General features: G+C 62.9%; 11 protein-coding genes. 8 read left to right on the top strand and 3 right to left on the bottom strand.

Translation table 11 applies throughout. The annotated features are described in order from the left end of the window. Positions 1-40: 40 nt before the first annotated feature. A complete protein-coding gene (locus C2L66_RS16270; RefSeq protein WP_007581741.1) occupies positions 41-319 on the bottom strand; it encodes an HU family DNA-binding protein in 279 nt (92 codons plus the stop codon). A gap of 468 nt (positions 320-787) precedes the next feature. Between C2L66_RS16270 and mnmC the strand changes: the two genes are divergently transcribed. Next, positions 788-2,752 (top strand): bifunctional tRNA (5-methylaminomethyl-2-thiouridine)(34)-methyltransferase MnmD/FAD-dependent 5-carboxymethylaminomethyl-2-thiouridine(34) oxidoreductase MnmC, encoded by a 1,965-nt coding sequence (gene mnmC / locus C2L66_RS16265; RefSeq protein WP_060599480.1) that lies wholly within the window; start codon positions 788-790, stop codon positions 2,750-2,752. 250 nt (positions 2,753-3,002) lie between these two features. Here the strand turns inward: mnmC and C2L66_RS16260 are convergent, their stop codons facing one another. Beyond that, the gene (locus C2L66_RS16260) at positions 3,003-3,188 is read right to left on the bottom strand and encodes a hypothetical protein (protein WP_148654547.1); all 186 of its coding nucleotides are present in this window, start codon (positions 3,186-3,188) and stop codon (positions 3,003-3,005) included. Between the two features lie 468 nt (positions 3,189-3,656). Here C2L66_RS16260 and C2L66_RS16255 point away from each other — a divergent pair, with 468 nt between their 5' ends. From C2L66_RS16255 to C2L66_RS16225, 7 genes are all read left to right on the top strand, one after another. Beyond that, a complete protein-coding gene (locus tag C2L66_RS16255) occupies positions 3,657-4,859 on the top strand; it encodes a cation:proton antiporter (RefSeq protein WP_060599482.1) in 1,203 nt (400 codons plus the stop codon). A 121-nt stretch (positions 4,860-4,980) separates the two neighbouring features. Then, positions 4,981-6,096 carry a YbdK family carboxylate-amine ligase gene (locus tag C2L66_RS16250; RefSeq protein ID WP_060599483.1) on the top strand — a complete coding sequence of 372 codons (1,116 nt, stop codon included), beginning with the start codon at positions 4,981-4,983 and terminating at the stop codon, positions 6,094-6,096. A gap of 670 nt (positions 6,097-6,766) precedes the next feature. Beyond that, the gene (locus tag C2L66_RS16245; protein WP_035987348.1) at positions 6,767-7,411 is read left to right on the top strand and encodes a MarR family winged helix-turn-helix transcriptional regulator; all 645 of its coding nucleotides are present in this window, start codon (positions 6,767-6,769) and stop codon (positions 7,409-7,411) included. Positions 7,412-7,556: 145 nt separating this feature from the next. After that, positions 7,557-8,270 (top strand): glutamine amidotransferase, encoded by a 714-nt coding sequence (locus C2L66_RS16240; protein ID WP_060599484.1) that lies wholly within the window; start codon positions 7,557-7,559, stop codon positions 8,268-8,270. 9 nt (positions 8,271-8,279) lie between these two features. Next, complete coding sequence (locus C2L66_RS16235; protein ID WP_060599485.1) at positions 8,280-9,011, top strand: MOSC domain-containing protein; 732 nt, start codon at positions 8,280-8,282, stop codon at positions 9,009-9,011. Between the two features lie 95 nt (positions 9,012-9,106). Continuing rightward, positions 9,107-10,219: an NADH:flavin oxidoreductase/NADH oxidase gene (locus C2L66_RS16230; protein WP_054929334.1), complete on the top strand. Its 1,113-nt coding sequence runs from the start codon at positions 9,107-9,109 to the stop codon at positions 10,217-10,219. A gap of 265 nt (positions 10,220-10,484) precedes the next feature. Next, on the top strand, positions 10,485-10,967 hold the full coding sequence (locus C2L66_RS16225) for an SET domain-containing protein (RefSeq protein WP_035987710.1): 483 nt from the start codon (positions 10,485-10,487) through the stop codon (positions 10,965-10,967). Positions 10,968-11,019: 52 nt separating this feature from the next. Here the strand turns inward: C2L66_RS16225 and C2L66_RS16220 are convergent, their stop codons facing one another. After that, positions 11,020-12,522: a sensor histidine kinase gene (locus tag C2L66_RS16220; RefSeq protein ID WP_054929333.1), complete on the bottom strand. Its 1,503-nt coding sequence runs from the start codon at positions 12,520-12,522 to the stop codon at positions 11,020-11,022. Positions 12,523-12,719 lie beyond the last annotated feature (197 nt).

Here is a 12,719-nt window from a genome sequence, read left to right as displayed (position 1 = left end):
ACCCGCCAATGGCGGGTGTCAACAACTCAGGCGCTGATGCTTAGCGCTTGTTGACTGCGTCCTTGAACGCCTTGCCAGCCGTGAACTTAACGGTCTTCGCGGCCGGAATCTTGATGGTTTCGCCCGTCTTCGGGTTGCGGCCCGTACGTGCTGCGCGCTTGCCCGAACCGAAGCTGCCGAAGCCGATCAACTGGACTGCATCACCCTTCGCCACTGCCTTCTTGATGACTTCAAGCAGCGTGTCCAGCGTCTCGCCGGTTTGAGCCTTGCTGGCGCCCGTCTGACCTGCGACGGCGTCGATCAGTTCCTGTTTGTTCATTAAGGTTCCTTTCTGGTTTAGGTTGACACGAACAGCGCGAACGCGCCGATTATACGTGCGCGCGCCGCGCCGTCGAGCAGCGACGGCTCGGGAATACCCCCGACTCCCGCAGCGCGCCTGGCGCCGCACGGAGCACCGTGCTGCCGCTTCCCTCGCGGCGCTTGCTATGATAGCGCAGCGCAAACCCAATCTGGATAAGGGTTTCGAAGAATTACACCCTGCAACGCCTGATACAGCATGGAAAGCAGCATTTTTGGCCTGCAGAGCATCGAATAGGCGCTATCCGAGTCGTCCAAAGCCCCGTCAGCGTTGGTTTTTGCCAACGTTCGACACCTCTGCGACAGGCTGCGGACGCCGTCTGGACGGGCTGTGACGGGTGTCGGCATGGCGTGACGGCTGCCAATTCGTGCTTCCAGTCAGTGCTTTGCCGTTCCCCGTTTCTCTTCCTTGCACCGCATTTCATTGCGCATGACCGACCCGCTCGTTCCCGCCATCCTCGCGTTTCGCGACAACGGCACCCCCTATTCGCCACGCCATGACGACATCTATCACAGCGCCGTCGGTGCACTTGCGCAGGCCGAATACGTCTTCCTGAGAGGCAATGAGTTGCCGTCGCGCTGGCAAAAACGGCGCGTATTCACGGTGCTGGAAACGGGCTTCGGCATGGGCATCAACTTTCTCGTGACGTGGGCCGCATGGCGCGCGGACCCGGATCGTTGCGAGCGCCTGCACTTCGTATCGACGGAAAAGCATCCGTTCTCGCGCGGCGATCTGATTGCCGCGAGCGCGGCGGCCGTTGCGGACGCATCGATCGCGCCGCTTGCGCAACAGCTCGCCGACGCATGGCCGACGCTCGTGCCGGGCACGCATCGGCTCGAGTTCGACGAAGGGCGCGTCACGCTCACGCTCGTGTTCGGCGACGCGGCGCAAACGCTGCCTTCGCTCTGGCTGCGCGCCGACGCCTTCTATCTGGATGGCTTCTCGCCCGCGAAGAACCCGGAACTATGGACGCCCGCGATCTTCAAGGCGTTCGCGCGCCTCGCCGGCGACGGCGCGACTTTCGCCACTTATACGAGCGCTGGCGACGTGAAACGGGGATTGCAGCAAGCGGGCTTCGAATACCGGAAAGTCGATGGCTTCGGATGGAAACGCGCAATGCTGGTCGGGCGCTTTGCGCCGCGCTATCGCGTGAGGCGCCATGAGCCCCCGTTGCCGCTCGCCGTCGACGAACGACATGCCATCGTGATCGGAACCGGGCTCGCAGGGTGCGCGGCGATCGAGCGTCTCACGGCGCGCGGCTGGCGCGTCACGTCGCTCGAACGGCATGCGGGCGTCGCGCGCGATGCGTCGGGCAATCCCGCCGGCGTGTTTCATCCGATGATGTCGCGCGACGACAGCGTTGGATCGCGAATCACGCGCGCGGGCTTCCTTTATGCGTTGCGGCAATGGGCCGCGCTCGAACAGCGCGGATATCGTCCGTTGCGCGGCCCGGAAGGTCTGCTGCAAATCGCCGCGGATGAAGACGAAGCCCGGGCGATGACGCAGGCGTTCGCTTCCTTCGCTTATCCACGGGATTACGTGACCGCCGTTTCCCACGAAGAAGCGCAAGGTATCGCCGGCATGCGCGTCGCGCGGGGCGGCTGGTTCTTTCCGCACGGCGGCTGGATCGATCCAGCGTCGCTCTGCGCAGCGCAATGCGAGGCGGCGGGCGGGTTGCTGGAGCGCCGCTTCAACGTGCTGGCATCGCGCGTCGAACGCGTTGCGAACCAATGGATGGTGTTCGATGCGAACGACGCGGCGATTGCCAGCGCACCCGTCGTCATCTTTGCGAATGCGCATGAGGCCGCGCGCATCGCCGGCCTGCATCACGCGCCAACGCGCAGCGTGCGCGGTCAATTGACGCTGCTGCCCATCGATACGGCGCAGGCGTTGCGTGTTCCCGTGATCGGCGAAGGATACGCGGTGTCGCTAAGCGATGGCTCGACGCTGACGGGCGCAACCTACGACATCGACGATCCCGACACGCAAATACGCGATGACGCTCACGTCGAGAACATCGAGCGTGTCGCCCAGATGCTGCCCGACATGCGCGATGCGATCACGCGTGAGCCTGCTTCGCTGGCGGGGCGCGTCGCGTTCCGCTGCGTGACGAGCGACCGTCTACCGTTGATCGGCGCATTCGCCGACGAAGCAGCCGCGACGCACGACGCCAGCAAGCTGCGCGGCGCATGGCCGCTGGATCTACCGCGCGCGCAAGGGCTGTATGGCGCATTCGCGTTCGGCTCGCGCGGACTCGTATGGGCGTCGCTGGGCGCGGAACTGATCGCTTCGCAGATAGAAGGCGAGCCGTGGCCAATCGAGCGGGAGCTCGCCGAAGCCCTCGATCCCGCGCGTTTTCTCTTGCGCGCGCTACGGCTCGGCACCACGAACTGACATTCTTCCTGTGGAAAAGTTATCCACGGCGCGTTGTGGATAACCGGGAAAATTGCGGGCGAAACTCGTGTGGAATCGATGTGGACGTAAACGGGGTAACTCGACAGACGTAAACATCGGCCAAAAGTTATTCATTGAACCCAGTCGGGCGCGCACATCAAGTGCATCCGGTTATGCGTTCTGCAAGACGCTGATTCGCTTCGGTAAACCCCAGTTATCCACAGAAATGCAGCGGGCTTGTTAACTTCTACTACGTATACATACGGTAAACATATTGATGAAAAGCCCACGGTGGATCGATGCCCGACGGCATCAGCTTTCCCGTTAAGAATTTCGCAAGGCTCGCTTCGTTTCGGCGCTCGTCTTCCTTGCCGTTGTCGCTCGGAAACTGGAACGCCTGAGCGCAAGAACACTCAAACGCAAGCACGCCGAACATGCCCTTGCTCGAGACCCTCTGGACCTGCAAAAGCATCGTTGACAAGGCCATTCTTCCCCGAAGCAGGCGAGTTTTTCGGTCGCTTTTTCCTGTTGTCACGAAGTTAGCGTACGTTTTACCGCTTTGAGCGCTTGTTCGACGCTTTTCCGTCAAGTGTAAAAAAGCTATGGCACAATCGCCGTTCTTCCGCGTCGCGTTTTGCCCCCGCAACCGACGCGCCAAATGGAACGGTTGCCGGACCCACAGAATCTGATTCAAAAGTCGACGGCGCTCTTTTCACTCACGTCGGGCTGCCCGTAGTCACGCGGCATCGGCGTGGTCGTTTCAGTTTTTCACCCGATCGTTGACAACCCGCAACGCCGGCAGACGCGAACCGATCGCGGCAACGGACGCGGCGCGCGCTTTGCGTGCCGACGTCGTCCGCCCGTTCGCGTTGCCAGGCGTTGCCGCAAAGGAGAAGCCACCACGATGAAGTCGGCGTTTTCATTTTTTCCAGGCTGGCCGCTCACGCCCGATGCGATTTTCTGGGCAGGCCTCGCCTTGCTCGCCGCTGGTCTCGTCGGCGAGCTCTGCTATCGCGCGTGGCATCTGCCGCGCATTTCCGGCTATGCCGTGATCGGGCTGATCGCGGGATCGGCGGGTTTCGGCGTGATCGACGCGGACTCGGCGAGCACCGCGCGTCCGTTGCTCGATGTCGCGCTCGGCCTGCTGCTGTTCGAACTCGGCAGCCGCCTGGATCTGCGCTGGATTCGCCGCAATACGTGGCTCATCGTGTCGAGCATCGCCGAATCGACGCTCACCTTCGTGCTCGTGCTGCTGGTGCTGCTGTTCCTGAACGTGTCGTCGGTGACGGCGCTGGTGCTCGCGTCGATCGCGATGGCGACGTCGCCCGCGATGGTGATCCAGCTGAAAACCGAAGTGCGCGCCGAAGGCCAGGTCACGCAGCGGCTCTTGACGCTGACGGCGCTCAACAGCGTGTATGCGGTGGTCATCGAAAAGCTCGCGTCCGGCTGGCTGCATCAGGAAGCCTATGGCAACGTGCTCGCGACGATCCTCCAGCCGCTCTATCTGCTGATCGGCTCGCTGATCCTCGCCTATCTGCTCGCGCGCACCATCACGTTCTTTTACAAGCGTGTGAATCTGCAGGACGAGCACTCGTTCGTCGCGCTGTTCGGCCTCGTGCTGCTTGCGATTGCCGTCGCGCATATCTTCAAGCTGTCGACGATTCTCAGCCTGCTTGCCGCGGGCATCATCGTGAAGAATCTGGAAGCACGCCCGCAACTCTGGCCGGAGCACTTCGGCACCGCGGGCTGGCTGCTGACGGTGATTCTGTTCGTGCTGACGCTCACCACGTTCGAATGGCATGACGTCGCGACGGGCGGGCTCGCCGCCGTCGGACTGATCGTCGCCCGACTGGTGGCCAAGCTGGTCGGCGTGCTCGCGTTCGCCAAGCCGAGCGGACTCGACATGAAGCAGGGCATGGCGCTGGGACTGTCGCTGTCGCCGATGTCGGCGCTCGCGTATCTGCTCGTCGACGATACCTACCAGCTCTATCCGAATTTCGATCCGACGCTGCGCGCGGTCACGATGTGCTCGATCGTCGTGTTGCAGCTAGTCGGGCCGTGGCTCGTCTATCGCTCGCTCGCGCTCGTGGGCGAACGCCGCGAGTGAGGCGGCGAGCCGCACACCTTATTTTTCTTGCAGCTCGAGCGTTCGGCTGCAGCATTCGACAGTCAATCCGGCCGGCGCCGCCCGTATCGGGCGCCGATGCCGATATGAATCAGGAAACGCCATGTCACTCGAAGCCTTCATCGATTCGAAACCGTTCACCTTCGGTGTCGAACTCGAGATGCAGATCGTCAATACCCATGACTATGATCTGACCAAAGCAGGAACCGACCTGCTCCGGCTCATCAAGGACGAAAAGATCCCGGGCAACATTACGCCGGAAATCACCGAAAGCATGATCGAGCTGTCGACGGGCATCTGCACGACGCACGAGCAGGCGGTCGCCGATCTACGCACCATTCGCGACACGCTGGTCGCCGCGGCGGACCGGCTGAACGTCGGCCTGTGCGGCGGCGGCACGCACGCTTTCCAGCAATGGAGCGAGCGCAAAATTGTCGACACGCCGCGCTTTCAGTACCTTTCGGAGCTCTACGGCTACCTGGCGAAGCAGTTCACCGTGTTCGGCCAGCACGTGCACATCGGGTGCCCGGATGCCGACAGCGCGCTGTTCCTGCTGCATTCGATGTCGCGCTACATCCCGCACTTCATCGCGCTGTCGGCGTCGTCGCCGTTCGTGCAGGGCGTCGATACGGGCTTTCACTCGGCACGCCTGAACTCTGTGTTCGCGTTTCCGCTGTCGGGCCGCGCGCCGTTCGTCCTCACATGGGACAGCTTCGAAGAGTACTTTTCGAAGATGGTGCACACGGGCGTCGTGAACAGCATGAAGGACTTCTACTGGGATATCCGGCCCAAGCCCGGCTTCGGCACCATCGAAGTGCGCGTGATGGACACGCCGCTTTCCGTCGACCGCGCGGCCGCGATTGCCTGCTACATCCAGACGCTCGCGCGCCATCTGCTGCTCGACAAGCCCTTGATGCCCAAGGAAGACGACTATCTCGTCTACACGTTCAACCGTTTCGAGGCGTGCCGCTTCGGGCTGGCGGGCACGTGTATCGATCCGCAGACGGGTGAGCGCCGTACGATTTCCGAAGACATCATTCACACGCTCGAGCGCATCGCGCCGCATGCGGATGCACTGGGCTCGGGCAAGGCGCTGGAGGAAATTGGCACGATCGCGCGCGGGCAGGTGAACGACGCGACCTGGCTGCGCAATGTGGCCGACCAGGAGCAATCACTGCATGAAGTGGTTCGGCAACAGTGCCTGCAGTGGCGCGCATAAGCGGCGCGTAAAAGCCGTAGCGTCGAATGCTGCTGCCTCGCCATCAGGCAGACCTCAACAAAACCCGCGCTTTGCGGGTTTTTTTATTTTTGTCGAATGCCGATAAGGCATCCTCCAGTTTTCTCAAAGTTTACGTATACATACGTAGTAGTAGTTAACAAGCATTGCGTTTGCCTGTGGACAACCGAATAATTCCCTGCAAACTCAAGCAGCTGCGTAAACCATAACCGCGCGGATCGGGCGTGCATCCCGAACGTAAACCTGGGAGAACGATTCTCATGCGCGCTGGGGTCGGGCGGGTTATCAAGAATCGATGCACATGTCGTCCCCCGTCTTATCCCGTGGTTATCCACAGATTGCATTGGATAACTTAGCTGTACGATTTGCCGCTCTCGCATAGAATGTCGTTTTTCGTCGTTGCGGCCTGCGGGGTCCCGAATGCGTGGGCCAACGCGCGGCGATCGCAACACGGCATGAAGCGCATTAAGCATGTGCAAAGCCTGAGAAAGCGGCCGGGACAAGGCCCGCATCGCAGGAAGTTTTTGAGATAGTAGGAATCGGCGAGCCGGCTTGACCGGCGAAGCTTCCCCCCACAGACTGTCGGCGCGCCGGCATCGGAAGAATGGATGTCGACGGGCAACGGCACGCTGTCAACAACGAACGAAAGACTATGAGCGAAGGCGTATACGGAGAGCAGGCAACCGGGCGGGTGACCCACAGCCTGTTGCGACTCAGCACGGCCATGCGGAGCCAGGCATGGGAATGGGCGGAAGGCGCTGGTCTGACGCCTACCCAGGGCGAAATCCTCGTGCTGCTGATGCAGCGCAAGGGACCGATGCGGCTCGGCGAAATCGCACGCGAAACGGCGCTGACGGCCGCGACCACGAGCGATGCCGTGAGCACGCTGGAAAGCAAGGGTCTCGTCGAAAAGCGTCGCGCGCTCGACGACGGACGCGCGCTTGCCGTGCGTCTGACGGCTCGCGGCCGCACCGCGGCCAAGCGCGCCGCGCAATGGCCTGACTTCCTCGCGAAGGCGGTCGGCACGCTGCGCGACGAAGAACAATCGCTCTTTTATCGCACGTTGCTGAAGACCGTGCGCCAGCTCGAAGTGCAAGGCCACATTCCGCCGCACCGGATGTGCGTGACCTGCACGCATTTCGAGCCGAGCAAGAACCCGAAGAAGACGCCGCATCGCTGCATGCTGCTCGATCTGTCGATGTCGGACACCGATCTGCGTCTGGACTGCTCGGTGCACGAAACGGCCGACGCGGCCACGCAGAAAAAGACCTGGAAGATTTTCGCGCAGCAAGCCTGAGTCGGCTAAACTGCGGAGCCGGCCGCCGCTCGCGGGTTTGCGCGAGCGGGGCGGGCGAGCTTGCGCCGTTTTGCGCATCGGCAGACGGTGTGTCTTCCGGCACGCCTTTGCGCGCGTCCAGTCAACCTGACGGTGGGATTTGCCGATGCATCACGAAGTTCTCGCCATCCGCCATGTGCACTTCGAGGATCTGGGCAGTCTCGAACGGGTGCTCGGCGAGCGGGGGCGTCCTGTGCGCTATCTGGATGTCGGGTTTGCGCGCATCGAGGCGCCCGACCCCATGAGGCCGTCGCTGATGGTGATTCTCGGCGGGCCGATCAGCGCGTACGACGACGAGCGCTATCCGACGATCGCGCCGCTCGTCTCCATGATCGAAAAGCGCATTGCAGCGGGCTTGCCGACACTCGGCATTTGCCTCGGCGCGCAACTGATCGCTCGGGTGCTTGGCGCGCGGGTCTATCCGTCCGGGCAGTCGGAAATCGGCTGGACGCCGTTGACGCTCACCGATGCCGGCAAGCAGTCGCCGCTGCGGCATCTCGACGGGGCGCATACGTCGATGCTTCATTGGCACGGCGATACATTCGATCTTCCGCAAGGCGCGGTGCATCTCGCATCCACGCCCGCCTGTACGAATCAGGCGTTCTCGTGGGGCAAGCATGTGCTTGGCCTGCAATGTCACCCCGAAATCCGCACCGACCGCTTCGAGCCCTGGCTGATCGGTAACGCCGGCGAAATCGCGGGCCACGGTATCGACGTACGCGCGCTGCGCGCCGATACCGCGAAGCATGGCCCGAAGCTGGAAGCCGCGGCGACCAGCATGTTCGGCGAATGGCTCGACCAACTGGCCGCGCGACCCTGAACGACTCCAATGACCGCTGTGGATCACCGCGTTGTTACCGTCGATGCCGTCCTCACCGGCAAGATTGCGCCGTTGGGCGGTGATCTGTCGGGCAAGAAGAGCGCGATCGGCAAGACGCCTGTCGTTGGCCGTGTTTGGCTCGGCGAAACAGGACTCGAAGGTGATCAGCAGGCCGAACTCAAACACCACGGCGGCCCGGAAAAAGCGCTGCATCACTATCCGTTCGACCACTACGCCACCTGGCGCAGCGAATGGCGGGCGGACGAATCCAACCTGTCAACGCTCGACCGACGCGGCGCATTCGGCGAAAACCTGAGTACGCGCGGCCTGACGGAAGCGGATGTTTGCGTCGGCGATGTGTACCGGATCGGCGGGGCGATCGTCCAGGTATCGCAGCCTCGCCAGCCATGCTGGAAACTGAACCTGAGGTTCGCGCGCGCCGACATGTCGCGCGCCGTGCAGAACACGCGCCGCACGGGCTGGTACTACCGCGTGCTCGAAGCTGGCGAGATCGGTGCAGGCGACGCAATCGAGCGGCTCGCCCGTCCCCATGCACAGTGGAGCGTCGAGCGCCTGTTGCGCGTGTTCTACGTCGATCGCGACGACCGGCAGGCACTCGAAGCGATGGCGCAACTGGACACGCTATCGCCGTCATGGCGCAAGACCGCGACGAAGCGCCTCGAGAGCGGCGAAGTCGAATCGTGGTCGAATCGTCTCGATGTACCGCCCAGCCAAAGCTGATTCTTCCCGCTGAAAGCGACACGCCTGGCCGTCTGCAGCAAATCGGACCCGGTGCTATCCTCGATCGCTCTTGAGTTTCGATGGGTAACCCCACCATGAGCGCACTTTTCACTCCGCTCACGCTGCGTAGCGTGACGCTGCCGAATCGCATCGTCGTGTCACCGATGTGTCAATACTCCGCCGAACGCGGCGAAGCGACGGCGTGGCACATGATTCATCTCGGGCATCTCGCGCTGTCGGGCGCGGGCATGTTGTGCATCGAGGCGACGGCCGTCGAACCCGATGGCCGCATCACGCCCGCCGACCTCGGCTTGTGGGACGACGTGACGGAAGAAGCACTGAAGCCTGTGCTGGCCGCGATCCGCAAGCACTCGAAAGTGCACGTCGCAATGCAGCTATCGCATGCGGGGCGCAAGGCATCGAGCAACGTGCCGTGGGAAGGCGGGCAACTGATTCCCGTTGCCGACGGCGGTTGGCTCCCGCACGCGCCGTCCGCGCTGCCGCACAAAGCCGGTGAAGAGCCACCGCTCGCGCTGGACAACGCGGGCCTCAACCGCATCCGCGAAGCGTTCGCGGCGTCGGCGCGCCGTGCCGCGCGTCTGGGCATCGACGCACTCGAAGTGCACGCCGCGCACGGTTATCTGCTGCATCAGTTCCTGTCGCCGCTCGCGAATCAGCGCAGCGACGAATACGGCGGCTCGCGCGAGAACCGCATGCGTTTCCCGCTCGAAATATTCGATATCGTGCGCGCTGCATTTCCCGCTGACAAACCCGTGGGCGTGCGCGTCTCGGCAATCGACTGGGTGGACGGCGGCATCACGATCGAAGACACGATCGCGTTCGCGCAAGAGTTGAAGAAGCGCGGCTGCGACTGGGTCGATGTGTCATCGGGTGGCGTGTCGCCGTTGCAGAAGATCCCGCTCGAACCCGGCTATCAGGTGCCGTTCGCGAAGGCGGTGAAGGAGGCGACGGGCATGACGACGATGGCGGTCGGCTTGATCACGGACCCGGAGCACGCGAACCGGCTGATCGAAGAGGGCGACGCGGATCTCATCGCGATGGCCCGCGCGATGCTCTACGATCCGCGCTGGCCGTGGCACGCGGCCGCGCAACTCGGCGCGACGGTCGACGCTCCGCCGCAATACTGGCGCTCGCAACCGCGCGAGCAGAAGGCGCTGTTCGGCGATATTTCGTTCGGTCAGCGCTGAGCGTTGCGTTCGACCGTCTCCCCGGAATACGCATCGCGCGCACATGCGATGTGGATCTGTACCTAAGACGGTTGAACGAAGTCACATCATCCGTGTACGATTTCGGTTGTGGCGCTGTATGCGTCGCATGTCGACGCGGCGCCAGCAAGGCGCCGCGTTTGCTATCCGCGTCAGAAAAGCCGCGCATCTGCAAAGGCGCGTTGAACGCGGAGGCATCGGCGAACAGGCGAGTTTGTTCATCCACCGTTCTACAAGGATTGATTCAATGAGTTCACGCAGGATCGCTGTGCGTCAATCGGGCGTGCACGGCAAAGGCGTGTTTGCACTCGAACCGATCGCAGCCGGCGAGCGGTTGATCGAATACAAGGGCCAACGGATTTCCTGGAAGGAAGCGCTGCGGCGGCATCCTCACAATCCGGACGAACCGAATCACACGTTCTACTTTGCGCTCGATAGCGGCGATGTCATCGACGGCAAGGTGAAGGGCAACAGCGCGCGCTGGATCAATCACTCGTGTGCGCCGAATTGCGAAGCGGAAGAGATCGACGGGCACGTGTTTATCGACGCGCTGCGCGATATCGACGCGGGCGAAGAGTTGTTCTACGACTACGGGCTCGTGATCGACGCGCGTCAGACGAAGAAGCTGAAGAAGGAATACGAGTGCCGTTGCGGCGCGCGCAAGTGCCGCGGCACGATGCTTGCGGCGCCGGACAAGAAGGAAGAGAAGAAAGCGAAGAAGAAAAAGTGACCAGTGTGCGCTGCCGTTCGTACCGAACGGAGCGCACGCTTTGGGACACGCTTCAGGGATCGACCGGCGCATGATGCGCCGGTTTTTTTGTTTCGCGGGGCGGCTCCGGTGCGCGAAGCACGGCGCCCGTCGCGACGGGAAGCCGCACGATAAAACGCGCGCCACCATCGGCGGCATCTTCGTAATGCACGCTGCCGCGATGCAGCGCCATGATGTCGTGCACGATCGCCAGGCCGAGACCTGCGCCGCCGTCGACCGTGCCGTCGCTCAAGCCCTGGCCGTCGCCGCGGAAGAAGCGCTTGAACAGATCGGGCTGCTGCTTTTGGGGCACGCCAGGTCCGTTGTCTTCCACCGTGACTTCCGCGGTCGGGACGCCATCCACCACGGTTTGCGCGACCGTCATCGTGATCCGCGCGCCGTTCATGCGCGACGGCGGCACGTATTTCAGCGCGTTGTCGAGCAGATTCGCAATCACCTCACGCAGCAGTACTGGATTGCCGCGCGCGATCAGAGGGTGATCGTTCGACGGATCGTCGAGCCGTTGAAAACCGAGGTCCACGTGCACGGCAAGCGCGCGCGGCACCCATTCGGCGCCCGTATCGAAAGCGAGCGACGCGACGTCGAGATTCACGAAACGCGCGGCCTGTTCGCCCGGTTCGGCGCGCGCCAGCGACAGCAACTGGTTCGACAGACGCACGGCACGATCGGCGGCGGCACGCAGTTCCTTGACGGCGGCGAGCGTCTGCTGCGGGTCGCGCCCAATGGCCGCCTGTTCCGCGTGCAGCTTGATCGCGGTGAGCGGCGTGCGCAACTGATGCGCGGCGTCGGCGATGAATTTGCGTTGGGCGTCGAGGGCGGATTTCAGACGGTCTAGCAGGCCGTTCAGCGCGCCCGTCAGCGGACGGATTTCGACGGGGACGAACGTTTCGTCGACGGGTTCCAGCGACGTGTGGGTCTGGCGGTTCAGTGAATCGGCGAGATCTGTCAGCGGATTCAGCTGCTGATTCACGACGCGCCACACGATCACCCAGCCCGCCAGCAGCAACAGCAGCAGCGGCATCATGATCGCGACCAGAAATTCTGCGGCAATGCGAAAGCGGTGATGCACAGGCTGGCCGACTTCGATGACGACGGGATTGCCCGTCGGCTGGTCGACGCGTACCTGTGCGACGCGCACGGCCGTCCCTTCGTGCTGCGTCTCGAACACGTACGCGTAGTGCATGCGCCGCACGTTGGTGCCTTGCAGCGGCAGTTTCGGGTCGCCGGCGATTTCGGTTTCGCCATTGCTGATCCGGTACACGAGTTGTTCGACTGGGTCGGAGAACATCGCCTGCGCGAGCGGCGGTACTGTGATCGGCGCATCGGGGCCGGCAATCTGGATCTGCTTCGAAATGGCCGTGGCGAGATCGGCGAGTGAACGGTCGACTACATGCTGCGTGTATTGCCACGCGAGCCAGTACGCGATGAGGCCGCTCATCAGCGCGAGCAGGGAAAGGGGAGCGGCGAGCCGGCGCAGCAACTGGCGGCGCAGGCTATTCGCGGCGGGATAGGGCATGGTCGAACCCGCGATAAAAGACCGACGCCGAGGGATGGTCGACTGCGTCAGTCATGCGTTCCAAAAAATGCAGTTGAAACGGCAGTTCAAACGGCGATTCACATCCGGGCTGAATGACACAGGCGGCCGCCGCGCAACCGTGAAGATGCGCTTGCGGCCGCCCGTCGGACAACCCGGACGCCGTCAGACCACAACGG

The organism is Paraburkholderia caribensis, assembly GCF_002902945.1.
GTDB classification, from domain to species: domain Bacteria; phylum Pseudomonadota; class Gammaproteobacteria; order Burkholderiales; family Burkholderiaceae; genus Paraburkholderia; species Paraburkholderia caribensis.
Note: the sequence above shows the minus strand (reverse complement) of the source record. Positions and strands in the feature narration are given on the sequence as shown.